Below are 23,469 nucleotides of genomic sequence, written 5' to 3'. Positions count from 1 at the left end.
ACGACGCGGTCAGGGCGGGTCCGGCGCACCAGCCCGGTGCGGCCCCGCCCTGACCCGCCAAGCCAGGAAAGGAGAGAGGCCATGCCCGCTGGTGCCCGGTTCGTCACCCGCCGCCTGCTGCGCGGCGTACTGACCATGTGGTTCGCGGTGACCGTGACGTTCTTCCTGCTCCGCCTGCTGCCCGGCGACCCGGCCCTGGCGGTGGCGGACCCGGGGATGACCGAGGAGCTGCGGGCCGAACTGCTGCGCGACTACGGCCTGGACCGGCCGCTGGCGGTGCAGTACTGGGAATATCTGACCCAGCTCCTCCAGGGCAACCTCGGGGTGTCGTTCCGGCAGAACCAGCCGGTGCTGGACATCCTGCTGGAGCGGCTCCCCTGGACCCTGCTGCTGGCCGGCTCCGCGCTGGTGGTGACCGTGGCGCTGGGCATCCCGCTCGGCGTGCTCGCGGCCACCCGGGCCAAGGGCACCCTGGACCGGCTGATCCAGGTCGGTGGCATCACCGGACAGTCGCTCTTCATCCCGAGCATCGGGGTGTTCCTGCTCTACGTCTTCGGGGTGGTCTTCGGCATCCTGCCGATCGGCGGCGCGATGGACGACGACGTCTACGGGCTGGCCGCGTACGGCAGCATCGCGCTGCACCTGATCCTGCCCTGCCTGTCGCTCGTGCTCGTGCAGCTCGGCTCGTACGTGCTGACCCTGCGCAGCACCCTGATCGACGCGCTCGGCGAGGACTACTGCACGCTGGCCCGGGCCAAGGGGCTGCCGAACCGGAAGGTGGTCTGGCGGCACGCGCTGCGCAACGCGCTGCTGCCCACCACCACGCTGGTCGGGCTGCAACTCGGCTTCCTGGTCGGCGGGGCGGTGCTGACCGAGTCGATCTACGCGTACCCGGGTGTGGGGCGGGCGATCTTCGAGGCGGTCGGCCAGCTCGACTTCCCGGTGTTGCAGGGCGCGTTCCTGATGCTCGCCTTCGCGGTGATCGCCGCCAACCTGCTCACCGACCTCGCCTACGGACTGCTCGACCCGAGGGTGAGGACGGCGTGACCGCGACCGATGCCCTGATGCCGCCGCCGGGTGACGCGCCACCGCCGGCCGCGACCGCGACCCCGACCGCCGGTGGGTTGCCGCCGTCCGAGTCGGTGGCCCGGCAGACCTGGCAGTCGTTCCGGCGCAACCCGCTCGGCCTGGTCAGCGCCGGCATCCTGCTGCTGCTCGGCCTGGTCGCGCTGGCCGCGCCGCTGATCGCCGACTACCCCAGCGGGTACGGCGAAGAGGTGCTCGCCGGCCCCGGTGCCGGGCACTGGTTCGGCACCGACGACCTGGGGCGGGACGTCTTCGCCCAGGTGGTCTGGGGCACCCGGGTCAGCATCGTGGTCGGTTTGGCGGCCAGCCTGCTGGCGATCGTGATCGGGGTACTGGTCGGGGTCGCCGCGGCGTACTTCCGGCCGGCCGACCTCGTACTCGGAGTGATCGTCGACGTCTCGCTCTCGCTGCCGGTACTGCCGCTGATGATCCTGGTCGCCGCGCTGGCCGGGCCGAGCGTGCCGACCCTGGTGGTGGTGATCGCGGTCTTCAGCTGGCCCGAGGTGGCCCGGGTGGTCCGCTCCCAGGGGCTGGCCGTGGTGCCGATGCCGTACGTCTCGGCGGCCCACGTGATCGGCGGCTCGCACCTCTGGATCATCCGCAAGCACGTGCTGCCCGGCGTCGCGCCGGTGGTCGCGGTCTCGGTGGTGCTGACCACCTCCCGGGCGGTGCTCTCCGAGGCGGGGCTCTCGTTCCTCGGCCTCGGCGACCCGAACAGCTGGTCGTGGGGGACGATCCTGCACCAGGCGCAGCGCTCCGGCTCGCTGGCCACCGCCTGGTGGACCACGCTCTTCCCGTCGCTGGCCATCCTGCTGCTGGTGGTGGCGACCACCCTGCTCGCCGTGGCGTACAACGACGCCCGCAATCCGAGGACGAGGTGACGAGCCGGTGCGACTGGCTGCTTCCTGCTACTCCGCGCTGCACGAACGGGTCCGGGCCGAACTGGACCGGGTCGGGCTGGACGCGCTGCTGCTGGACGATCCGCTCGACGTGGCGTACCTGACGGGTTTCTCGCACTTTCCCAACGAGCGCCCGGTCGCCGCCTACCTGGCCCGGGACGGCGCCGTGCTGTTGCTCGTCCCGGACCTGGAGCGGGAGTACGCGGCCGACCAGCGGGCCGCCGCCGACCTGGTGGTCTATCCCGAGTTCCCCGGCGAGCGGAGCCCGTGGGCGGTGCTCCGGGACGCGGTGCCGGTGCCGCCGGTCCGGGCCGGCTACGCCCCGTCCACCTCGGTCGCCCGGGTCGCCGGCCTCGGCCGGGCCTTTCCCGGTACCGCCTGGGAGCCGACCGACCTGGTCGGGACGCTGCGGCTGCGCAAGACGCCGGAGGAGATCGCCCTGCACGCCGAGGCGGCCCGGATCGCCGACGCGATGCTGGCCGAGGGGGTCCGGCTGGTCGCCGACGCGCTGGCCGGCGGCGGTGAGCTGCCGACCGAGACGGAGCTGGCCGGGCACGTCACCCGGTACGGCGCGGCGAAGATGTACGCCGAGCACGACGACGTCGTGGTGGTGCCGATGCTCACCGGTGGCCTGGTGTACGGCGGCCCGAACTCGGCCCAGCCGCACCGGCTGCCCGGCGGGGACCGGCTGCGGCACGGCGAGCCGTTCATGCTCTCGCTCGGCTGTGCGGTCGGTGGCCGGTTCGTGGAGAGCGAGCGGACCTTCCTGCTCGGCGAGCCGACCGCCGAGCAGCGCCGCTACTACGAGGTGGTGCGGGAGGCGCAGCAGGTCGGCACCGAGGCGCTGCGCCCGGGGGTCCGCTGCGTGGACGCCAACCGGGCCTGCCTGGAGGTGATCCGTCGGGCCGGGCTCGGCGAATACCTGCGGCACCGGCAGGGGCACGGGATCGGGCTCGGCTTCCACGAGCCGCCCTGGGTGGCCGACGGCGACGACACGGTGCTGGTGCCCGGCATGGTGCTCTCCAGCGAACCCGGGGTGTACGTGCCCGGACACGCCGGCTACCGGATCTCGGACACCGTACTGGTGACCGACGACGGGCCGCGCCGGCTCACCAGCTATCCCCGGGACCTAGCCGAGATCGTGATCGGAGCATGAGCGTGAGCGTGACCAGCGAACCGACGATGGTGGAGATCAACGGCAACCGGCTCAACGTGCTGGTGCTCGGCGACGACGCGCCGGGCGACGCGCCGGAGAAGCCGGTGATGATCGTGCATCACGGCGCGCCGGGGCTGGGTTCGATGGCCGAGCCGAGGGCGTCGTTCGCGGCCTTCGCCGACGAGTACCGGGTGCTGGTCTTCGACGCCCGGGGTTCCGGGGCGAGCGAGGGGAACGGGCCCTTCACCCACGAGCAGTGGGCGGCCGACGTGGACGGGCTGCGGGAGTGGATCGGCGCGGAGCGGATCGTGATGGCCGGCGGCTCGTACGGCGGCTTCATCTCGATGGAGTACGCGATCCGCTATCCACAGCGGGTGGCCGCGCTGGTGCTCCGGGACACCGCCGCCGACAACGCCAACCAGGAGTTGGCGCTGCGCAACGCGCTCGACTCGGCGCGGGTGGAGATCGACCGGGTGAAGTTGGACCGGATCATGTCCGGCACGGTCCGGGACGACGAGGACCTGCGGGACTGCTGGGCGGAGATCCTGCCGCTCTACGACCACGAGCTGGATTGGGACAAGGTACGGCAACGGGTGGAAAATACTCCGTACCGGTACGCCACGCACAACTTCGCATTCGCCGTCAACCAGCCGAATTACGACATCAAGTCATTGCTCCCGGGGATCTCCTGCCCGACCCTGGTCACCGTGGGTCGACATGACTGGATCACGCCGGTGGAGTGCAGCGAAACCATCGCCCGACTGATCCCGGACGCGAAACTGGTGGTCTTCGAGCACTCCGGGCACTCCCCGCAGGTGGAGGAGGCGGAGCGGTTCCAGCAGGTCGTCCGGGAGTTCCTGGCCGGGATACCGGCGCGCCAGGCATGATCCCGGGCGAGACCTACGACCTCGATCCGACCGACCGGCGCATCGTCGCCGCGCTCCAGGTCAACGGCCGGGCGAGCTGGACGGAGATCGCCCAGCTCACCGGTACCTCGGTCACCACCGTGGCCCGCCGCGCCCAGCAGCTCTTCGCCGACGGGCTGGTCAAGGTCGCCGCCGCGCCGCAGCCCGGCGGCGGCCCGGCCGACCTGCTCATCGTGCGGATCCGCTGCGCGGCCGGGAGCCAGCTCGCCGCCGCGCAGGCGCTGGCCGCGATGCCGGAGATCCGCTTCGTCGCCCTGGTGACCGGGGTCTACGACCTGGTGGCCGAGGTACTGGTGCCGAAGGGGACCAGCCTGCACAGCGTGCTGCTCAACGGCTTGCAGAAGATCCCCGGCGTGCAGGGCAGCGTCGCCGACCTGAACCTGCACACCTACAAGTCGACCCACGAGTGGTCCCGGCACCTGCTCGGCACCGAACCCCAGCTCGTCGCCCCGCCGCCGGTGCACGACTGCCCGCCGGCACACCTCGACGAACTCGACGAGCTGATCATCGCGGCGCTCCGCGAGGACGGCCGGAACAGCTTCCAGGCCGTGGCCGGCGGGCTCGGGGTCAGCGAGAGCACCGTCCGGCGGCGGTTCGAGTCGCTGTACAACGCCGGCTGCGTACAGGTGATCACGCTGGTTCCGGCGACGGCGCTCGGCTTCGAGGCGGAGATCTTCTTCTGGCTCTCGGTGGCGCCGTCCCGGCTCGACGGGGTGGCCCGGGAGCTGGCCGCGCTGCGCGGCGTCCGCTACGTCGCCGCGACGCTCGGCCAGGAGTCGCTGATGTGCGAGGTGATCCTGCCGACCCACGCCGACGTCTTCGAGTTCACCACCAAGACCCTCGGCGGGATCGACGGCATCCAGGCGTGGACGGCCGGGGTGCAGCTACTCACCGTCAAGCGCGGCTTCGTGATCACCCCGTGGGCCGCCCGGCGACTCGCCGCCGAGGGCATGGGTGGCGTCCCGGTACCGGCCGGGCCGGGCGGCGGGACACCGTCCGGCAACGGCCGTGCCACGCGGAGCCGCCGGCCGTCGGGCTGAGCCGCGCGGTCACCAGGGGCCGAAGACCCGGTCGCCGGTGGCGGAGATCGCCGCGCAGAGTTCGTCGAGGTCGGCGCCGGTCGTCTCGGCCAGCGACCGGACGGTCAGCGGAATCAGGTACGACGCGTTCGGCCGCCCCCGGTGCGGCATCGGGGTCAGGTAGGGGGCGTCGGTCTCCACCAGGATCTGGTCCGGCGGGGTGACCCGGGCCGCCTCGCGCAGCCCGGCGGCGTTGCCGAAGGTGACCGTACCGGCGAAACTCAGCAGGTAGCCGCGCCGGACACACTCGGCGGCGAACTCGGCGTCCCCGGAGAAGCAGTGCAGCACCACCGTCTCGGGGGCGCCCTCGGAGTCGAGGATCCGCAGCACGTCGGCGTGCGCGTCCCGGTCGTGGATCACCAGCGGCTTGGCGTACCGCTTGGCGATCGCGATGTGTGCCCGGAAGCTCGCCTCCTGGGCCGCCCGCCCCTCGTCCCCGGTACGGAAGAAGTCCATCCCGGTCTCGCCGATCCCGCGTACCCGGTCCTCGGCGGCGAGCGACTCGATCTCGCGCAGCGCCTCGTCGAGATCGGTCAGCCGGGGCGCCTCGTTCGGGTGCAGCGCCACCGTGGCCAGCACCGCCGGCTGTCGCCGGGCCAGCTCGGCACCCCACCGGGACGACGCGACGTCGACGCCGACCTGCACCAGCCGGTCCACCCCGACCCGGGCCGCCACCGACACGGCCGCCGCCACCGGGTCGTCCAACCGGCCGTTCCACGGCGGGGCGGCCGCCTCGGCGAGGGTGATGTCGAGGTGGGTGTGGCTGTCGATCACCGGGATCGGCAGTGGCTCCGGTACGGGTGGAAACTCCCCCGCCCGGCGGGCGGCCCGCGTCCGGCGGCTCTCGGTCGGCTGCTGCTCTGTCATCGCCGCCAGCATCACATATCGGCCGGTGTCGGCCGAACCGGCGGCCGGTACCCGACCGAACCGGCGCCGGGCGACCAGCCGAATCGCCAGATCGCGTCCGGAGCACCCCGGCCACCCCGGCCGGTAACCGGATGTTCACCGGACGGGCGCCGACCGGTCTTAGCGTCGGCGCGGTGAGCGTGTCCCCGCCGGTCGGTGCGGTGCCCGAGACGCCGGCCGGACTCCGGGTCCGGTACGGCGAGGCCGTGCACCCGGCCGAGGAACTCGCCCGGGGTGCCGCGTACGAGCTGTTCAGCACCGAACCGGCGCCCGGGTTCGAGCGGGACCGTCGCCCCGACGCCCGCTACCCCTACCACCGGTACGCCCACGCCAGCGAGGTCGGGCTCCTGCCGGGTACCCGGACGGCCGGCGGTGGCGGTGCTCGTGCTGGTGCTGGTGGCGGTGGCGGTCCGGGCGGTGCGCGGGCGAACGGTCTCGGCGTGCCGGACAGCCCGCTGAGCGCACCACTGCACCGGGTCTGGGGCTGGACGGACATCCACGGCCTCAGCCAGAGCCCGGCCGCCGCCGAGGACCCGGTGCTGGTCTCGGTACGCGAGTCGGCGACCGTGCGGCGCGGCAGTCAGATGGTCAAGGCGCTCTCCGCCGCGCAGTTCGCCGGCTTCCTGCTGCGCGGCTGGCTGCCGTACGGCTTCTGCTACCGCGAGTACGACGTGGCGCACCTGCGTACCCCGGCCGACCAGATGCTGCTGCGTACCGACTCGGAGGCGGGGCGTGCGGTGCCCGAGGTCGCGTACCTGCTGCGCTGGCGGGCCACCGATCCGGTCGACTACGTCGCGCCACTCGCCGCCGGACACCAGGGTCTGATCACGATGCCGCCGCACGACCGGATCGGGCCGCCGGTGCTCGGCACCGGGTTCACCCCGAGCGGGCGGCACCTGATCCCGGAGTTCGTCACCCGGGACTTCGCCGACCTGCCGCTGCCGGCGAACGCCGCCCTGCTGGCACACACCTCGGACGGGGACGAGGTGGTGCTCTACACCTACCAGCCGGAACAGCGCGGCTGGCTGCGGATGGCCGGGCCGCGCTGGCGACACCTGCTGGCCTCGGTGCCCGGGGTCTCACCCGACCAGGAGTACGTCTCGACCAGCGACGCGATCCGGTCCACCCTGCTGATCGGCGGTTACCGGGGGCAGGAGCACGAGGCGGTCGCCGACCCGCCCGGCGAGTTCCGGGTACTCGCGATGACCCGGGCGGCCCGCTATCCGGTGGAGACGCTCACCCGCCGGGCCCGGTACGTCAACTGGCGCGACACCCGTTGCCTGGTGCTGCGCGAGGAGGGCGGCTGGCTGCGGGTACGGCTCTGCCGGCCGGACCCGGACAACGTGGCGGCGCTCGGCGCGCAGTGCTACGAGCGCGGGGTCTACGAGTCCTGGGCACCGGCGGTCGAGGTCACCGACGACCAGCTCCTGGACGTGCCGTACCAGATCTGAGAGCAGGCATCCTGGTACCCATGAGCGACGTCGCCCTCTATTTTCCGTACGTCAACCTTCCCGGGGACGCCTGGGTGAAGGCGGCCGCCCTGCACTGGCCCCAGCTCGGTCGGATCCGCCCGGACGACTACCAGGCCCTGCACGACTCCGACACGGTGAAGCGGCTCCGGGACGAGTTGAACTTCGTCATCGACGTACCGCCCGGCTGGCGTGACCGTTCCTGGGTGGACAGCGACCTGCTCCGACGAGTCGACCGTTTCTACGACGAGGCCCGGGACCGGCCGGTGGACACCGCGAACCAGGTCGACGCGCTGTTCTTCGACTTCCTCGACCGGTACCGGGACGAACTCACGCCCCGGTACGGCGCCGAGGCACTCGGCGTCGAATCGCTGCGCACCTGGCACGTGTACGACGAGCCCCTGCCGCTCGACCCCCGACTCCAGGAGATCCATCCGGGCAAGATGTCGTACGCGCTGACGCAGCGGTTGGCGGACGACGGGTTGCTGGTGTCCCGCAGCTACCAGTGGCGTCGCGCCTCGGACGGCAGGGTGCTCTCCCTCGACGACCTGGCGATGCACCACCGGCTGGCCGGGGTCTACCTGGCGATCCTCGCCGACGTCATCGCCCGGGAGAACGGGATGACGCCGATCACCGACCAGCCGTTGGCCACCGCGGCCACCTCCGGCTGGACGATCGAGGCGATGGCGCGGATCCTCCTCGACGAGAAGATCGGGGTGGTGTCCGAGGATCCGACGGACTACAGCCACGCGTTCGCGGTGTTGGCGCTGGAGACGGTCCTCCCGCGCGACCTGGCGGAGATTCCGGTCGAGCGGATCATCGAGGCGCGACGGCGGTTGCTGCCGCAGCTGCTGCAGTACCGCGAATTCCTCGACTCCCTCAGCCCGGACTTCGTGGCGATCAGTGCCGTCCGGGATCCGGAGGTGCGTGCGGCCAAGCTGCGTAACCACGTGCAGAGCCGGATCGCCCACCCGCTCGCGGAGATGGAACGTACGCTCGGCCGGCTCGGCCTGGTGCCGGTCCGGGCCGTCCTCAGTCTCCAGACGCTCGCCCCGCCGGCGGCGTTGGGTGTGCTGGCCAACGCCGTCCACCTGCCGCCGGTCGTGACCAGCGCGGGTGTGGTCGCGGGATGCCTCGTCGGCGCGGTGGGCAGCGCCTTCGACCAGCGGAGGCAGGTCCTCGCCGGCCACCCCTCCGGCTATCTGCTGGAGCTGCGGCACGAGTTCGGTCCGTCGGACACCGTCGCGCAGATCCGGTCGGCCATCCGGCGGGCGGTCCCCGAGCGGCGGGGCCGCCGCTGACCGCGGTCGCGACAACCGCCGTCGCCGGAACTCCCGGTAGCAGCTCCGCGCACCGATGTGCCGATCCGCGGAGGTGCCACAGAGTCACCTTGGTGACTCTGTGGCACCTCGCCCAGAGAGGTGGTGGCCGCTCCGCCGGCTCAGGGCTTGCGGAACACGATGCCGCACTCCATGGAGCGCTGGTTCTCCGGCGGCGATTCCAGGTACGGACGTAGCGGCTCGTCGACGTGTGCCAGCAGCGGCTGGTCGGGGTCGGGACGCCAGTCGACGACCTTCACCAGGCCCGGCTCCACCGGTTCCGCCCCGGTCAGGCCACTCATCAGCTCGACGACCTGGTCGGTGGTGCGGTTGCGCCAGGCCAGGCCGAGCCGCTTGGTCATCTCGTTGCCCTCGTCCACCGTGGCCTGGTCCACCCCGCACACCTGGGAGAACGCCAGGTAGCTGCCGGAGGCGAGCGCGCCCCACACGGTGACGAGCATGTCGCGCAGCGACGCGTCGTCGACGATGGAGTGGCCGATGGAGAGGAACAGCGCCGCGGCCGGCTGGGAGAAGTCGATCAGTTTCCGCGTCTCCGGGTCACGGAGGATCCGCTCCGAGTCGGTCATGTCCGCCGCGATCACGGTGGTGGTGCGGTCGTCGGCGAGCAGCGCCCGCCCGTGGGCCAGCACGATCGGGTCGTTGTCGACGTAGACGACGTGGGCGTCCGGCTGGAACTCCTGGGCCACCTGGTGCACGTTGGCCTGGGTCGGCAGCCCGCTGCCCATGTCGAGGAACTGCCGGATCCCGGCGTCGCGGGCCAGGAAGCGCACCAACCGGTAGAGGAAGAGCCGGTTGTTCCGGGCCTCGGTCACACCCTCCGGAAACTGCTTGTGTACGGCCAGTACGGCCGCCCGGTCGACCGGGAAGTTGTCCTTCCCGCCGAGGCAGTAGTCGTACATCCGTGCCGGGGTGGGCACGTCCTGCCGAATCTGCGGCTTGCTTCCGTCATTGGGCGCGGTCACGACAACAGCTCCACAGTTGACACCGTCTCCGACTCGGGGGAAGTGGGATGAGGAATCGTACCGGGAGGAATGGATCAATCACCGAGTCGGGCGAGTTCCTCGTCCACGATCGACGGGTCGAGCTTGCGGAAAACCGGCTTCGGCGCGGAGAGCGCCCGCCCCGCCTCGACCGGCACCGACTCCCACTTCGCCCCGACCGTGTAGTCCCCGGTCAGCACCGGGTACGACGGCCCGCCGTCGAGGTCGTCGACCTCCACGATCGACGGCATCGGCGCGTGTACGCCGGTACCGCCGAGCAGCTCGTGCACCCGCTGCGCCGAGTGCGGCAGGAAGGGCGTGAGCAGGGTATTGGCGTCGCTGACCACCTGGAGCGCGACGTGCAGGATGGTCCCCATCCGGGGCTTGTCGGCCTCGCTCTTCAGCTTCCACGGGGCCTGCTCGGAGAGGTACTTGTTCGCCTCGGCGACCACCCGCATCGCCTCGCCGATCGCCTGCTTCTGCCGGTGCTTGGCGATCAGCTCGCCGACGGTGCCGAACCCGGCCCGCGCGGTGGCGAGCAGCGCCTCGTCGGCCTCGGTCAGGCCGGCCGGGTCGATCGGCGGGATCGCGCCGAAGTTCTTCGCGGCCATCGAGATCGAGCGGTTGACCAGGTTGCCCCAGCCGGCGACCAACTCGTCGTTGTTGCGGCGCAGGAACTCCGCCCAGGTGAAGTCGGTGTCCTGGCTCTCCGGGCCGGCGACGGCGATGAAGTAGCGCAGCGCGTCGGCGTCGTACCGGGCCAGGAAGTCGCGTACGTAGATCACGACCTGCCGGGACGAGGAGAACTTCTTCCCCTCCATGGTCAGGAACTCGCTGGAGACCACCTCGGTCGGCAGGTTGAGCCGGCCCAGGCCACCCGGCTCGCCGCCCCGGTCACCCTCGCCGTCGTAGCCGAGCAGCAGCGCCGGCCAGATCACCGAGTGGAAGACGATGTTGTCCTTGCCCATGAAGTAGTAGCCCCGGGCGTCCTTCCCCTCGGCGTCCGCGGCCCACCAACGCCGCCACGCCTCCGGGTCGCCGGAGCGCCGGGCCCACTCGATCGACGCCGACAGGTAGCCGATCACCGCGTCGAACCAGACGTAGATCCGCTTGTCGCTGCGGTCGCGCCAGCCCTCCAGCGGGATCGGTACGCCCCACTCCAGGTCGCGGGTGATCGCGCGGGGCTGGAGGTCGTCCAGCAGGTTCTTGGAGAAGCGCAGTACGTTCGGCCGCCAGCCCTCCCGGCCGTCCAGCCACTTCGCCAGCGCCTGCGCGAAGGCGGGCAGGTCGAGGAAGAAGTGCTCGGTCTCGACGAACTGCGGCGTCTCGCCGTTGATCTTCGAGCGCGGGTTGACCAGGTCGATCGGATCGAGCTGGTTGCCGCAGTTGTCGCACTGGTCGCCCCGGGCGTGCGGGTAGCCGCAGATCGGGCAGGTGCCCTCGATGTAGCGGTCCGGCAGGGTACGGCCGGTCGACGGCGAGATCGCCCCCATGGTGACCTTGGGGACGATGTAGCCGTTGCGGTGCAGCGTCTCGAACAGCTCCTGCACCACCGCGTAGTGGTTGCGGGTGGTGGTCCGGGTGAAGAGGTCGTAGGAGAGACCGAGGCCGTGCAGGTCCTCGACGATCACCCGGTTGTAGCGGTCGGCCAGCTCGCGCGGGGTGACCCCCTCCTTGTCCGCCTGCACCTGGATCGGCGTGCCGTGCTCGTCGGTACCGCTGATCATGAGTACGTCGTGCCCCGCCATCCGCATGTACCGGCTGAACACGTCGGAGGGGACCCCGAAGCCGGAGACATGGCCGATGTGGCGCGGGCCGTTGGCGTACGGCCAGGCAACCGCCGCGAGAACGTGACTCATGGGAAGCAAGCCTAGTGACCACGCTCGGAGTACCGCGAACCAACGCCGTACCCCGGCCGCATCGACGGTCGCTTTGCGGAAAGATCGCCTAACCTGCCAATATTCAGACTGATATCCGACTTTTTTCTCCTTCGACACGCGTATCGCGCTGCCGTCGCGGGCCGGATCAGCGTTGTCCAATGGACGGGTGACGGGCCACGAGGGTCGCCAGCAAGCAGCGGAAACGTGCCCTTCCGAGGCCGAGCCCCAGCCGTCGGCGGCGGCCGAGACCGCCCCCGTACCCGCCGACGGGCAACCACGGCAGCGGCCCGCCCCGGAACACGAGCCGGCGCCGGCCGGACCGTTCCGGGGTGCCACCCCCGCGCTCGGCTCGGCCTGGCTCGGAGCCCCCGGCACGCTCGCCGGCCCGTCCGGGATCGAGCCGACCACCGGCGCACCGCTCGCGATGCTGCCCCAGCGGGCGCCCCGGGCGGTACCGACCTGGAACGGGCCGACCGGCGCGCTGCCGACCGCCGCACCCGGATCGGGCCAGGAGACGGTCGACGAGGACGACTTCTGGCTGCCGATCGAGGAGGTCCACTGGGACGGCACACCCGTGCAGCCGACCCCCCGGACCTGGTACGGCCGGCCGAAGGACCCGGCCGCGACCGCCGCCCGGCAACGGGTACCCCGACCGCCGAAACGGCAGCGGAACCCGGCGCTGGGGCTCGCCGGCATGATCCTCTGCTCCCTGGTCGCCAGCTTCTTCGCCTGGGTCAGCGCCGAACCCTTCTGGCTCGCCGTCGGTCACGGCGAACTGGGCACGGCGACGGTGGAGACCTGCACCGGCCGGGGGCTCGGGCAGCACTGCCGGGGCGAGTTCCGCGCCGACAGCGGCCTGTTGCGGGTGCACGACGTCCGGCTGGTCGGGGTCGACGGGGCGCACCGGGAGTTCGGCAGCCGGCTGACCGCCCGGATGACCGGTACGGAGAGCGGCAAGGCGTACGTCGGCGTCGGCACCGGCCTGCTGCACCTGCGCTGGGTACTCGGCCTCGGGATGGTGCTGCTCTGCTGCGCGGGAGCCGGTTGGACCACCGGGGCGCTGCGGCTGCCGGAGCGGCGCAACCGGCACGCCGCCGCCCTGGTCAGCGTCGCCGGCCCGCTGCTGCTCACCGCCGGTTTCCTGGCCGCCGCCTACTGACCCTCCGGCGGGCGAGGGATCAGCCCGACGTCGGGGGGTGCACGGCGGAGTAGACGTCCCGCCTGCGCAACCCGTACTCCGTGGCGACGGCGGCGATGGCGTCGCGTCGGGACGTACCCTCGGCCTCCAGGTCGGCGACCGCGGCCCGCAGGTCGGCGGCGGCCGGGACCGGCGCGGCGACCGCCGGGGCGCCCGCCACGACCAGGGTGATCTCGCCGCGCGGCTCGCCGGTGCCGGCCCAGGTCGCCAGCTCGCCGAGCGGGCGGCGCAACACCTCCTCGTAGGTCTTGGTCAGCTCGCGGCAGAGCGCCGCCGGCCGCTCCGGGCCGAACGCGGCGGCCAGGTCGGCGAGCGCACCGGCCACCCGGTGCGGCGCCTCGAAGAAGACCAGGGTGCGCTCCTCGGCGGCGAGCGCCCGCAGCCGGGCCCGGCGCGGGCCGCCGGTGCGGGGCAGGAAGCCCTCGAAGCAGAAGCGGTCGGTGGGCAGGCCGGAGAGCGCGAGCGCGGTGGTGACCGCGCTCGGGCCGGGCGCCACGGTGACCGGCACCCCCGCGTCGAGCGCGGCCCGGACCAGCCGGTAGCCGGGGTCGGAGACGCTCGGCATGCCGGCGTCGGTCACCAGCGCCACCAGGGCGCCGTCTCCGGCGGCGTCGACCAGATCCGGGGTACGGCGTTCCTCGTTGCCCTCGAAGTACGACACGATCTTGCCGGTGATGGTCACGCCCAGGTCCCGGGCCAGCCGGGTCAGCCGGCGGGTGTCCTCGGCGGCGACGACGTCGGCCTCACCGAGGGCGTCCCGCAGCCGTGCCGAGGCGTCGCCGGGGTTGCCGAGCGGCGCGCCAAGCAGGATCAGCCGGCCGTTACCGGGCGATTTTCCCACCAGCTGACTCCTTCATCGATAACTGTCATCGCAGATAGCGAGCGTCGTGCCCCGTTTCACACCATCGCAGCCTACGATCACGGGGTGACTCTGGCGTCGACAGCGCAGACCGAGAGCCCGGGCACCGCCGGGCCGCCGCCGACCCCGGTGGTCGAGGTGGTCTCGGCCACCCCGGGCGGGACGGCCACCACCGAGCGCACCGGGCGTCCCGGCGGGGGCATACCCGCGATCATCAGCCGCCGGCTGGCCCCGTTCGACGCCAGGCTCGAACCGTGGTCCTGGCTGGCCACCGCCGTGGTGGTGCTGATCGCCGGCATTCTCCGCTTCGTCGGACTGAGCAATCCCAAGGGCAAGATCTTCGACGAGATCTACTACGCCACCGACGCGCACAACCTGCTGCTGCGCGGCATCGAATGGGACGAGAAGAACAACACCGCCGCGTACGTGGTGCACCCGCCGCTCGGCAAGTGGATGATCGCGGTCGGCGAGCAGATCTGGGGCTACAACGAGCTGGGCTGGCGGTTCTCCGCCGCGGCGATCGGGACGCTCTCCGTGCTGCTGCTGATCAGGATCGCCCGCCGGATGTTCCGGTCGACCGTGCTCGGCTGCACCGCCGGGCTGCTGATGGCGCTGGACGGCTTCCACCTGGTGCTCTCCCGCACCGCACTGCTCGACATCTTCCTGATGTTCTTCATCCTCGCCGCGTTCGGCGCCCTGGTGGTCGACCGGGACGTCCGGCGCAAGCGCTGGCTGCGGGCGATCGAGTCCGGCCTCGACCCGAGCCAGCCGGGACGGCGCAACCGGCCGCCGTTCCGCTGGTCCGACGGGGTGCCGTGGTGGCGCCTGCTCGCCGCCGTGATGCTCGGCTGCGCGTTCGGGGTGAAGTGGAGCGCGCTGTACTTCGTACCGGTCTTCGCCCTGCTGGTCGTCTTCTGGGAGGTCGGCGCCCGACGCTCCGCCGGGGTACGCCGGCCGTGGCGGGACACCTTCGTCGACGAGGGGCTGTGGCTGCTCGGTGCCGGGGTGCTGATCGGGCTCGTCTACCTCGCCACCTGGTCCGGCTGGTTCGCCAGCGACAACGGCTACTTCCGGAACTGGCGGGCCGACACCGGCCAGTCCAGCCTGCCGGTCATCGGCAGCCTGCAGAACCTCTGGCACTACCACCAGGAGGCGCTCAGGTTCCATTCCGGGCTGGACGACAAACACGTCTACCAGTCCTGGCCGTGGCAGTGGCTGCTGCTCGGCCGGCCGGTCGCGTTCCACTGGTCCGACCAGGGCGCCTGCGGGGCTCCGAGCTGCGCGTCGGAGATCCTGCTGCTCGGTACCCCGATCCTGTGGTGGTCGTTCCTCCCGGCGATGGCCGCGCTCGTCTGGCTGGGCCTGGCCCGGCGGGACTGGCGGGCCCCGGCGATCCTGCTGCCGGTCGCCGCCGGCCTGCTGCCGTGGTTCTGGTTCGCGTTCGAAGGCCGGACGATGTTCTTCTTCTACGTCGCGCCGGTGGTGCCGTTCATGATCCTGGCCGTCACCTACGTGCTGGGCGTGATCACCGGCCCGGCCCGCTCCCCGGCACCGGCGGGCCCCCCGGCCGGCGCCGATCCACCCGCCGGGTCGGAGGGCGACGGCGGCCACGGCGGCCGGACCAGCGACCGCCGCATGATCGGCGCGATCATCGCCGGCACCTACGTCCTGCTGGTGGCGATCTGCTTCGCCTACTTCCACCCGATCTTCGTGGGGCAGATCCTGCCCTACGCCGAGTGGTCGACCCGGATGTGGCTCGGCAACCGCTGGATCTGACGCTTCGCGACGGTCGGGGCGGACCGGTCGGGCGGCGCGCGCTTCGGTGCCCGCCCGGCCTGGTTCCACCGTGGACGGCCACCGGAACAGCTGCGGGATGGTGTGGCAGCTCGGAAAGGCTGCTCGGGAGGGCTGCTCGGGAGGGCTGCTCGGCCCACGACAGGGGCCGGACATAGGGCCGGACATAGGTGCGCGCCCCGATCGCCTGCCACGGGGGAAGCGGGCGATTGGGGCGCGCACCAAGGAGCTTAACCACCCTGGATCAGCGGCACAACGGGTGGTGTTAAGTCAGATTTCCGACCGACGCACCGCCGAGCACAACGGGCGTATGGGGCAGAGCGCTCGGACGGGCATCAGCCCCGCCGGAACGGTCGGTTTCGCGAGCGCCCGAGGCGACCGGAAGCCGGCCGCCCGGCAGCTGCGTCGCCGCCTCGTGCGGCCCCGACCACCGGCCCCGGGCTCCCCCGTTCACCGGATGGCCACTCCACCGATCATCAGGCGAACCCGACGGAACGAGCCGACATCGAAACGACCGAATAGCGCTGCTGCCGATAGTCGCTCTCGGTAGGCACACTGTTGCGGTGACCGGACCACTGCGTTCAGGATTCACCCCCGTTCCGACCCGGCTCGTCGTGGTCGGCCTGGTGGCCGTACTCGGCCTCACCTCCTGCGACCTGGGCGGCGACGCTCCGGAGGCCGCACCGAGCTGGTCGGGCAGCGCCACTCCCACTCCGGGCGGGCTGGGTGCGGCCAAACCCACCCCGTTCACCGGCTGGTCCGATCCGGCCCTGGTCGGCAAGCCGTACGGCGACAAGGTCGACGGCCTGCTCACCTTCCGGGGCAACCCGACCCGGACGTACTACGGCACCGGGCCGATGCCCCGGACCACTCCGGCCCGGCGCTGGCAGTTTCCGCGCAGCGGTGGCCTCTGCGGAAAGTCGACCGACGAGAAGGGCACCCGGGTCTGGTGCGGTACGGGCTGGACCGGCCAACCCGCCGTCTTCGAGCGGGACGGTCGGACCTGGGTGGTCTTCGGGGCGTACGACCACAGGATCCACTTCCTGGACGGCGAGACCGGTGAGCGGATCCTGCCGGACTTTCCGACCGGCGACATCATCAAGGGTTCCGTCACCGTCGACCCGGACGGGTTCCCGCTGGTCTACTCGGGATCGCGGGACAACTACTACCGGGTCATCGCGATCGACCGGGGCAGGCCGACCGAGCTGTGGAAACTGTCCGCCCGGGCGGTCTCGCCGACGATGTGGAACGACGACTTCGACGGTGCCGGCCTGATCCTCGACGACTACCTCCTGCTCGGTGGCGAGAACAGCCAGTTCCACATCGTCAAGCTCAACCGGGGGTACGCCGCCGACGGCAGGGTCACGGTCAAGCCGAAGCTGGTGTTCAACGCTCCCGGCTGGGACGCCCAGCTCCTGCGCGACGTGGACGACCGGATGGTCTCGATCGAGAACTCGGTCGCCGTCTTCGGCAACGTGGTCTATTTCGCCAACTCCGGCGGGCTGGTCCAGGGCTGGGACATCAGCGGACTGAAGCAGGGGCGCAAGCCCAAACGGGTGTTCCGGTTCTGGACCGGTGACGACACCGACGCCTCGATCGCGGTCGACGAGACCGGCGCGCTCTACGTCGGCGCGGAGTACGAGCGCGGCACCGCGCGCTCCAAACAGGTCGGGCAGATGATGAAGCTCGCCCCGTCACGCAAGGGCGACCCAAGCGTGTGGCACGTCGACGACCACGCCGATCGGCCGGCCGGGATCTGGGGCAGTCCGGCCCTGCACCGGGATCTCGCCATCTTCGACACCCAGGGCGGCGAGGTGCTCGGCGTCGACCGGGCGACCGGGTCCGTACGGTGGCGGTTCGAGCTGCCCGGCCCGACCTGGCAGTCGCCGGTGGTGGTCGACGACGTACTGGTGATCGGGGACTGCGCCGGGACGCTGCACGCGTACGACGTCGCCGACACCAGGGTCGCGCCGAAGCCACTGTGGAAGGTCAAGCTCGGCGGTTGCATCGAGTCGACTCCGGCGGTCTGGCGTGGCCGGATCTACGTCGGCACCCGGGCCGGCGCGTTCCACGCCATCGCGGTCCGCTGACCCGGAAGAAACCTGCACGGCCACTTCCGCGCGACGCAGGTATCTGCCAACCTGACATCTACATTCGCCTATGTCAGGAGGCCAACAACCATGCCGCTGCCTCGTCGTCTGGTCCCCCTGCTAGCCGCCGCCACCCTTCCACTCGTCAGCACGCTCACCGTCGCGCTGGCCGCCGTACCCGCGCAGGCGGCGGCGACCACCTACACCGCGCTCGGCGACTCGTACGCCTCCGGCACCGGCACCCGGGAGTACTACCCGGACAGCGGCTCCTGCCAGCGCTCCCGGCACTCCTACCCGGCGCTCGACGCCGCCCGGCTCGGCGCCACGCTCAGCTTCCCGGCCTGCGCCGGAGCCACCACCTCCAGCGTGCTCAGCGGGCAGCTCGGCAGCCTGAACTCGGCCACCAGCTACGTCACCGTGCAGGCGGGCGGCAACGACATCGGCTGGTCGTCCGTGATCGTGCAGTGCGCGCTGCCCTGGCCGACCACCTGCTGGTCGCAGATCGACAGTGCGGAGAGCACCATCCGGAACACCCTGCCGGGCCGGCTCGACCAGCTCTACTCCCGGATCCGCAGCCTGGCCCCGAACGCCCGGGTCGCGGTGGTCGGCTATCCACGCCTCTTCAACGGCGAGGAGTGCAACATCATCGCCCGGATCTCCCCCGGTGAGCAGGCCGAACTCAACGCCGCGGCGGACCTGCTCGCCACCACCATCGCCGCCCGGGCCGCCGCGCACGGGTTCGCCTTCGTCGACGCCCGGGGCCCGTTCACCGGGCACGCGGTCTGCGACGACGTCGAGTGGCTGAACGGCACCTCCAACCCGATCGGGGAGTCGTACCACCCGAACCGGGCCGGCCACGTCGGATACGCCGGCATCGTCGAGACCGCCCTCCGGGCCGCCGCCGCCAGCAGGTCCTGACCGGTACGCCGTCGGCGGCCTGGGCCGTACGGGCCCTCCGCCCCCGGCGGCGCTACTCGGTCATGCCCACCGGGTCGGAGCGGACGAAGGACATCGTCCAGCAGCCGTCCGCCTCCTGTTGGGGGCGCAACTCGTAGAGGTGATCCACGCCGGGCTGCTCCGGAGGACCGTCCGGAGCGCTGCTGAGTACCCAGCGGCGCGGCGGCCCGCCGCCGGGTGCGGCCGGCAACTCCCGGGCGGTGCCGTCGGCCGGACCACCCGAGAAGCGTACGGTGACCCACTCCACGCCCTCATGTTACGAGCGCGACATCCCCGATACGCCCCGGAACGCCCAGCCGCCACCTTCGGTGTGGCTTGCGGCCCGTCTCGCGCATTGTCGGCAGGACATCTGTGGACGCCGCATCCCCCATCCATCGCGGGTTGTGCGTCTAACTGCCGAACGGCGTCGATCCCCTCGTTGGCTGTGCATGCGATCATCGCGAAATTCTCAGCCAGTCAGTTAACCCTTTTCATCTCTCCGTCGAGAGTAGCTGTCGGAACACTATCAGCGACATCATGGGCGCTCTGCGTGACCATAGGTCATGCGATTCGATCCGAATCGCGGCGTACCCACGCCCACGAAGGGAGTCTCCATGTGGAAAAGACGACTAGCCGTACTCGTCAGCGCGGTACTACTCGGATCGCTGACCTGCGTTGCGCCGGCCCAAGCCGGCGGAGCTAACGACCCGCTGTGGGGTGACCTGAACGGAGACCGGCGTCTCGACCGCATCTATCCGGACTGGTCGAGTGATCAGAGGCAGTGCGCCATCAGTGTCCAGTGGGGCGGCACAGGCGCCGTCGAGAAATACCCTTACCTGCCGCCGGGGGCTAGTGTACCGGTCTCGCACTGTCCGGACATGGGAGTGGCGGTCGACCTGGGCGGCAACGGAAGTACCGAACTGATCGTCGGCTCGTTCGACGGCGGCCCCAGCGGGGCGCATGGCTCGATCTTCGTACTACGAAACTTTGTTCCGGAGGTCCTTGAATCGTCGGACATCCTACTCAACGAGATCGGAACGGCAGATTTCAACGGGGACCGGCTCACCGACGTGTTCTGGTGGACCGACCAGGGCGCCGGATTCACCACCTACCTGAACACGTCGGCCGGTCAACTGACGTCCGGACCGATTCAGCAGGACGGCGAAATCAACGACCACCAGATCGCGGACTTCGACGGGAACGGTGCGATGGACGCCCTGGTCGCCTTCCATACCGCCGCGACCGAGCCACCCATGGGCGTCGTGGTTGTATTCGATGACGGCGCGAAGGCGTGGCTGCACCAAGGGGACGACGGTGGCTGGAGTGCCGAGGTGGTCGACGGGAACGCCGACGGCCGACCCGACGTCCAGACCAGCGAGCGCCTCTTCCTCAACCGCGGTGACCGCACCTTCGGCACCGGTCCGATCGCCAACGACGACCTCGCGCACGCGTACCGCGCCACGGCCAAGGTGATCAAGGTGCGGGACAACGACGTCGTCAGCGCCGGCGCAACCCTGAACATCGTCGTTCCGCCCAAATATGGTTTCCTCACCAACCACGACTCCCGTTATGAGGTGACCTACCAGCGCACCGCAGCCCATAAGCTGCAGGACAGCTTCGTTTATCGCCTCAGTCAGGATGGTCTGACCGACACGGGCGTCGTTACGGTGAAGATGAAGGACTGATCATCCTGCGGGCGGCGGTCGGACGACCTCCGCCGCCGCCCACGCCCTCGTCTGTAGAAGCTGAGTTGACGCCAGGACGGCGATGAGGAGACCGGTACACCTGCCGACGCCGAGCGTTCGGCGTGGTCTGTCACCTACATGACCGGGACGGTACAAGACCCGCCTTGTTGGCGCCGGCCCCGGGCCTGGCACCCGAGTCGGGGATAGGCAGGGCGGTCCTGCCGACACCGCCCGAATCCGGCTCCCTTGGGGAGGTCGGGTAAAATTCGAGCACAGCAGAGACTTCCCCCGAGTGCAGGCTCGTGCCGGGATTGGAGCAGCCTCCAATGGCCCATGACCTGTTCCTGTCATATTCACGCAAGAACAAACGGTTCATCGACAGGCTGGCCGCCGACTTGCGGGAGCACCATGTCGACGTCTGGCTCGACACGATCGAAATCGAGGTCGGCGACCTCATCCACCTGACAATCGAGCAGGGCATCGAGCAGAGCCGTTACTTCTGCCTGGCACTGTCTCCGGCGTCGTTGCGGTCGTACTACGTGCGGGGAATCGAGTTCGAGACGGCTTTCGCGCGCATGGTCCGCGAGCGGCGCGAGTCCTTCATCCTGCCCATCCTCATCCAGCGCGTCGACGAACCGTTACCAGCCCGCCTCGCGGGCCGGGCCTACCTCGACTTCACCAACAAGAAACTCTATGCGGAGAACGTGCGCAAGCTCGCCAGAAAGGTCCAGCTACAGAGTGACCTTTTCTCCGGTCAGCGCTGGTACAAGGCGCTGGAAATCTCCCCGTTCGGAGAAATCGTCGGCATCGGCGAGATAACGCAGGTGGCACCCACCGGCCCGAGCATCTGCATCACCTGGACCCGGAGCACCGTTTCACGGGCCGACATCTACTACAACGCCGCGAACGTCCACTACAAGCAGTTTTCGTTCGACGAGCACGGTCGCGTCGTCGAAAACATGATGTACGAGTTGGATGGTTCCGGCGGATGGCGTTACGTCGACACCTGGCGGTACGAATACGATCCGGCGACCGGCCGCCGGGTGAAGAAGTTCGTCGAGAAGACCGGAGCCCGTTCATACCGGGTCCTCGACTACGACGGGCACAACAATGTCCTGGAGGAGCGGGTGGTGACGCTGGAGGGGGCACCCGACCTGTCGTACGGCTACACCCGGAAGCTCTTCGAATACTCCGAGGACGGCCACGTGCTACGGGAGATCCTCTACGACCAGGACGGCGATGTCGTACGGACGGTGGAGCGAAAGACCGACTAGGGCGCGTCCCGGCGGCACTGCTGCCCGGGTCAAGCCCCACAAGCCCTGACCGCGCACGGCCAACCCGTGCTCCGTCGACGAGGTCATCAGTCCTGCAATCGGCGTACGCCGAGTCTCGATCATTGGAGGGGTGTCGGGTGGAGCCGCTGGGGATTTCGCATCACGCCTTCGGCCGGCTTCGCCTCGCGGACTTCATCGCGTCCGAGCACCTTACGCAGCTTCACGGCTGGGAGTACATGGAGCGCTGCTAGATCGGCGAGGCGTCGGGCTTCACGGAGTGGCTTCGTCTCGAATCGGATCCCGAGGTGACGCGTTCGGTAGCGATCGACCTCGTCGCCCTGCCGGAGTCAACGCTGCAGAGCATGACCGGCGCGCTCCGGCTCCCCTTGCGGGCAGGGCTGGACCAGCGGGAAGTCACCGCCGTCTTCGGCGAGCCCACCGAGACGCAGAGATTCGCGCCGAACCGAGTCACTCTCGTCTTCGACATCCACGCCGTTGACCCTTACGAACTGAGTTGTACGGTTCACCAGGAACGGGGACTCGTCTATTTCACGATTCACCCGACGCCGCTCCCGGATTAGCCCCGATCACCGCCGTCGGCGTCAACTGCCGCACTTCCCCGGTGCACAAGATCGAAAAGGCCGTATCCGACGAGCGGAGACGGCCTTTGACCTGGGGTGGAGCTGAGGGGATTTGAACCCCTGACCCCCTCGATGCGAACGAGGTGCGCTACCGGTCTGCGCCACAGCCCCTTGACCAACCCGCCCAGAACGGCGAGCCGGCGCCAAGGCTAACAGGTCGGCCACCCCGGGCGCGAACCAGCCCCCGCCGACACGTCACGCGACGCCGCTCACCGTCCGCCGGCCTCGTAGGGCCGCCCGCGCAGGCCACCGGCCCGGCGGTAGGAGACCGTGCCCGCCGCCCGGCCACCCCCACTGGCCGCCGGCGGCAGGTCGGCCATCCGGTTCATCCCCAGCGCCGCCCGGCGTACCGCTTCTCGCTGGGCCGCGAGGCGACGCTGCGCCTCCCGACGGGCCTGCGCCCGGCGGGCCTGGGCGCGCCGGACCTCCGCCTGCCGGGCGGCCAGCCAGGCCGCCTCGCGGGCCTGGAGGCGCCGCCGCCGACGGTCGGCGATGGCCCGGCTCCGCAGGTGTACGAGGTAGGCGGCCAGCAGCGTGCCGGTGGTCGCGAAGCCGATCCAGAAGCCGGGGCTGACCAGCACCACCCCGACCAGCTCGACGAAGTTGAGCAGCAGCAGGGCGGCGAAGACCCGGCGCCGCCGGTAGACGGCCGGAGTGTGCCGGGCCGGCGGTGGCCGGCGTCGGGCCGGTCCCGGGGTCCGGGGCACCGAGCGCAGCCGACGGCTCCGCCGACCGTTCCCCGGCGGCCCGGAGACCGGAGACCCGGAGACAGATGAGCCGGAGACGGATGAGCCGGAGGCCGGCGGCGCGGAGACCGGCGAGCCGGGGCCGGCGGCCGGCGAGACGGGTTCGGCGGAGCCGTCGGCGGGCAGAACGCCGGCACGCAGGGTGATGATTCGGGTACGCGGCGGGTTGACCGGCTGCCGTCCCGGGACACTCCGGCGCCGTCGATGGCGCTGGAGCACCCGCGCCGTCGACTGCGCCCGCTCCGCTGCCAGCCGCTCCGTGGCGTCGTACCGGCGGACCAGTGCCGGCGCGAGGGCGAGCAGACCGGCTGCGGCGAGGACGGCGAGGAGCACCGAGGCCGGCACCCTCATCCCTCCCGTCACCCACCTCGGGCAACCGACCGGACGAGCACCTCCCGCACCGCCGGGTGCGTCCACGGCAGGCGCGGACGGGCTCCCGGAGCCGCGGGTCCGTCCGACGTTGCCGCACGTCCCGATTACTTCAGGTTACGGGGACACACCAGGAATATCGTGCGGCGCGCCGGC

The 23,469-nt window shown here is 70.9% G+C and carries 20 protein-coding genes and 1 tRNA gene; 14 read left to right on the top strand and 7 right to left on the bottom strand.

The genetic code is table 11. The features are described 5' to 3' along the window. Positions 1 to 81 precede the first annotated feature (81 nt). Genes C6W10_RS09350 through C6W10_RS09330 form a run of 5 tightly spaced genes read left to right on the top strand, consistent with a single transcriptional unit; the run spans position 82 to position 5,107 of the window. The gene (locus C6W10_RS09350; protein WP_107257728.1) at positions 82 to 1,047 is read left to right on the top strand and encodes an ABC transporter permease; all 966 of its coding nucleotides are present in this window, start codon (positions 82 to 84) and stop codon (positions 1,045 to 1,047) included. Beyond that, positions 1,044 to 1,967 (top strand): ABC transporter permease, encoded by a 924-nt coding sequence (locus tag C6W10_RS09345; protein WP_234361678.1) that lies wholly within the window; start codon positions 1,044 to 1,046, stop codon positions 1,965 to 1,967. The genes C6W10_RS09350 and C6W10_RS09345 overlap by 4 nt, the downstream gene beginning before the upstream one ends. Before the next feature lie 7 nt (positions 1,968 to 1,974). Continuing rightward, complete coding sequence (locus C6W10_RS09340; protein ID WP_107257727.1) at positions 1,975 to 3,141, top strand: Xaa-Pro peptidase family protein; 1,167 nt, start codon at positions 1,975 to 1,977, stop codon at positions 3,139 to 3,141. Then, complete coding sequence (locus tag C6W10_RS09335) at positions 3,138 to 4,028, top strand: alpha/beta fold hydrolase (RefSeq protein ID WP_234361677.1); 891 nt, start codon at positions 3,138 to 3,140, stop codon at positions 4,026 to 4,028. Before C6W10_RS09340 ends, C6W10_RS09335 begins: the two co-directional genes overlap by 4 nt. After that, entirely contained in the window at positions 4,025 to 5,107 is a 1,083-nt protein-coding gene (locus C6W10_RS09330) for an Lrp/AsnC family transcriptional regulator (RefSeq protein WP_107257726.1), read from the top strand. The genes C6W10_RS09335 and C6W10_RS09330 overlap by 4 nt, the downstream gene beginning before the upstream one ends. Positions 5,108 to 5,116: 9 nt before the next feature. Here C6W10_RS09330 and C6W10_RS09325 read toward each other — a convergent pair whose 3' ends face one another. After that, a complete protein-coding gene (locus tag C6W10_RS09325; RefSeq protein ID WP_107257725.1) occupies positions 5,117 to 6,025 on the bottom strand; it encodes a TatD family hydrolase in 909 nt (302 codons plus the stop codon). 161 nt (positions 6,026 to 6,186) lie between these two features. Between C6W10_RS09325 and C6W10_RS09320 the strand changes: the two genes are divergently transcribed. After that, positions 6,187 to 7,503, top strand: a complete 1,317-nt coding sequence (locus C6W10_RS09320) for a hypothetical protein (protein WP_107263787.1) — start codon at positions 6,187 to 6,189, stop codon at positions 7,501 to 7,503. A gap of 20 nt (positions 7,504 to 7,523) precedes the next feature. Next, entirely contained in the window at positions 7,524 to 8,822 is a 1,299-nt protein-coding gene (locus C6W10_RS09315; protein ID WP_107257724.1) for a DUF6236 family protein, read from the top strand. Positions 8,823 to 8,962: 140 nt separating this feature from the next. Here C6W10_RS09315 and C6W10_RS09310 read toward each other — a convergent pair whose 3' ends face one another. Both C6W10_RS09310 and metG read right to left on the bottom strand, forming a co-directional pair. After that, positions 8,963 to 9,823: an SAM-dependent methyltransferase gene (locus C6W10_RS09310; RefSeq protein ID WP_107257723.1), complete on the bottom strand. Its 861-nt coding sequence runs from the start codon at positions 9,821 to 9,823 to the stop codon at positions 8,963 to 8,965. Between the two features lie 74 nt (positions 9,824 to 9,897). Beyond that, positions 9,898 to 11,700, bottom strand: a complete 1,803-nt coding sequence (metG, locus tag C6W10_RS09305) for a methionine--tRNA ligase (protein ID WP_107257722.1) — start codon at positions 11,698 to 11,700, stop codon at positions 9,898 to 9,900. Between the two features lie 187 nt (positions 11,701 to 11,887). On the opposite strand from metG, the gene C6W10_RS09300 reads away from it, so the two are divergent. Next, positions 11,888 to 12,880, top strand: coding sequence for a hypothetical protein (locus C6W10_RS09300; RefSeq protein ID WP_234361676.1), 993 nt, complete (start codon positions 11,888 to 11,890; stop codon positions 12,878 to 12,880). Positions 12,881 to 12,899: 19 nt separating this feature from the next. Here the strand turns inward: C6W10_RS09300 and rsmI are convergent, their stop codons facing one another. After that, positions 12,900 to 13,760, bottom strand: a complete 861-nt coding sequence (gene rsmI / locus C6W10_RS09295) for a 16S rRNA (cytidine(1402)-2'-O)-methyltransferase (RefSeq protein WP_107263785.1) — start codon at positions 13,758 to 13,760, stop codon at positions 12,900 to 12,902. A 147-nt stretch (positions 13,761 to 13,907) separates the two neighbouring features. Here rsmI and C6W10_RS09290 point away from each other — a divergent pair, with 147 nt between their 5' ends. The 3 genes from C6W10_RS09290 to C6W10_RS09280 all read left to right on the top strand — a co-directional run bounded on the left by C6W10_RS09290 (position 13,908) and on the right by C6W10_RS09280 (position 18,580). Beyond that, complete coding sequence (locus C6W10_RS09290) at positions 13,908 to 15,554, top strand: dolichyl-phosphate-mannose--protein mannosyltransferase (RefSeq protein WP_369938661.1); 1,647 nt, start codon at positions 13,908 to 13,910, stop codon at positions 15,552 to 15,554. Positions 15,555 to 16,135: 581 nt separating this feature from the next. Next, the gene (locus C6W10_RS09285; protein ID WP_107257721.1) at positions 16,136 to 17,662 is read left to right on the top strand and encodes a PQQ-binding-like beta-propeller repeat protein; all 1,527 of its coding nucleotides are present in this window, start codon (positions 16,136 to 16,138) and stop codon (positions 17,660 to 17,662) included. Between the two features lie 90 nt (positions 17,663 to 17,752). Beyond that, positions 17,753 to 18,580: an SGNH/GDSL hydrolase family protein gene (locus C6W10_RS09280; RefSeq protein ID WP_107257720.1), complete on the top strand. Its 828-nt coding sequence runs from the start codon at positions 17,753 to 17,755 to the stop codon at positions 18,578 to 18,580. 52 nt (positions 18,581 to 18,632) lie between these two features. Here C6W10_RS09280 and C6W10_RS09275 read toward each other — a convergent pair whose 3' ends face one another. Continuing rightward, positions 18,633 to 18,866, bottom strand: coding sequence for a hypothetical protein (locus C6W10_RS09275; protein ID WP_107257719.1), 234 nt, complete (start codon positions 18,864 to 18,866; stop codon positions 18,633 to 18,635). A 346-nt stretch (positions 18,867 to 19,212) separates the two neighbouring features. Here C6W10_RS09275 and C6W10_RS09270 point away from each other — a divergent pair, with 346 nt between their 5' ends. The 3 genes from C6W10_RS09270 (at position 19,213) to C6W10_RS09260 (ending at position 22,138) form a co-directional block, all read left to right on the top strand. Continuing rightward, a complete protein-coding gene (locus C6W10_RS09270) occupies positions 19,213 to 20,283 on the top strand; it encodes a VCBS repeat-containing protein (RefSeq protein WP_159104526.1) in 1,071 nt (356 codons plus the stop codon). Between the two features lie 326 nt (positions 20,284 to 20,609). Then, a complete protein-coding gene (locus C6W10_RS09265) occupies positions 20,610 to 21,557 on the top strand; it encodes a toll/interleukin-1 receptor domain-containing protein (RefSeq protein ID WP_107257717.1) in 948 nt (315 codons plus the stop codon). Between the two features lie 305 nt (positions 21,558 to 21,862). Next, complete coding sequence (locus tag C6W10_RS09260; protein WP_107257716.1) at positions 21,863 to 22,138, top strand: hypothetical protein; 276 nt, start codon at positions 21,863 to 21,865, stop codon at positions 22,136 to 22,138. A 97-nt stretch (positions 22,139 to 22,235) separates the two neighbouring features. Here the strand turns inward: C6W10_RS09260 and C6W10_RS09255 are convergent. After that, a tRNA-Ala gene (locus tag C6W10_RS09255) sits at positions 22,236 to 22,309 on the bottom strand. Positions 22,310 to 22,407: 98 nt separating this feature from the next. Further along, complete coding sequence (locus C6W10_RS09250; RefSeq protein ID WP_199853899.1) at positions 22,408 to 23,295, bottom strand: hypothetical protein; 888 nt, start codon at positions 23,293 to 23,295, stop codon at positions 22,408 to 22,410. Positions 23,296 to 23,469: the final 174 nt, after the last annotated feature.

It is taken from the genome of Plantactinospora sp. BB1 (assembly GCF_003030385.1).
Classification (GTDB): domain Bacteria; phylum Actinomycetota; class Actinomycetes; order Mycobacteriales; family Micromonosporaceae; genus Plantactinospora.
This window is presented reverse-complemented; position numbering and strand designations above follow the sequence as displayed.

Bases quoted from the DNA above. Each gene is read 5' to 3' on its own strand.
- C6W10_RS09330 (WP_107257726.1), top strand. From the start codon at position 4,025: ATGATCCCGGGCGAGACCTACGACCTCGATCCGACCGACCGGCGCATC.
- C6W10_RS09270 (WP_159104526.1), top strand. From the start codon at position 19,213: ATGTGGAAAAGACGACTAGCCGTACTCGTCAGCGCGGTACTACTCGGA.
- C6W10_RS09335 (WP_234361677.1), top strand. From the start codon at position 3,138: ATGAGCGTGAGCGTGACCAGCGAACCGACGATGGTGGAGATCAACGGC.
- C6W10_RS09265 (WP_107257717.1), top strand. From the start codon at position 20,610: ATGGCCCATGACCTGTTCCTGTCATATTCACGCAAGAACAAACGGTTC.
- C6W10_RS09350 (WP_107257728.1), top strand. From the start codon at position 82: ATGCCCGCTGGTGCCCGGTTCGTCACCCGCCGCCTGCTGCGCGGCGTA.
- C6W10_RS09315 (WP_107257724.1), top strand. From the start codon at position 7,524: ATGAGCGACGTCGCCCTCTATTTTCCGTACGTCAACCTTCCCGGGGAC.
- C6W10_RS09250 (WP_199853899.1), bottom strand. From the start codon at position 23,295: ATGAGGGTGCCGGCCTCGGTGCTCCTCGCCGTCCTCGCCGCAGCCGGT.
- C6W10_RS09280 (WP_107257720.1), top strand. From the start codon at position 17,753: ATGCCGCTGCCTCGTCGTCTGGTCCCCCTGCTAGCCGCCGCCACCCTT.
- C6W10_RS09325 (WP_107257725.1), bottom strand. From the start codon at position 6,025: ATGCTGGCGGCGATGACAGAGCAGCAGCCGACCGAGAGCCGCCGGACG.
- metG (WP_107257722.1), bottom strand. From the start codon at position 11,700: ATGAGTCACGTTCTCGCGGCGGTTGCCTGGCCGTACGCCAACGGCCCG.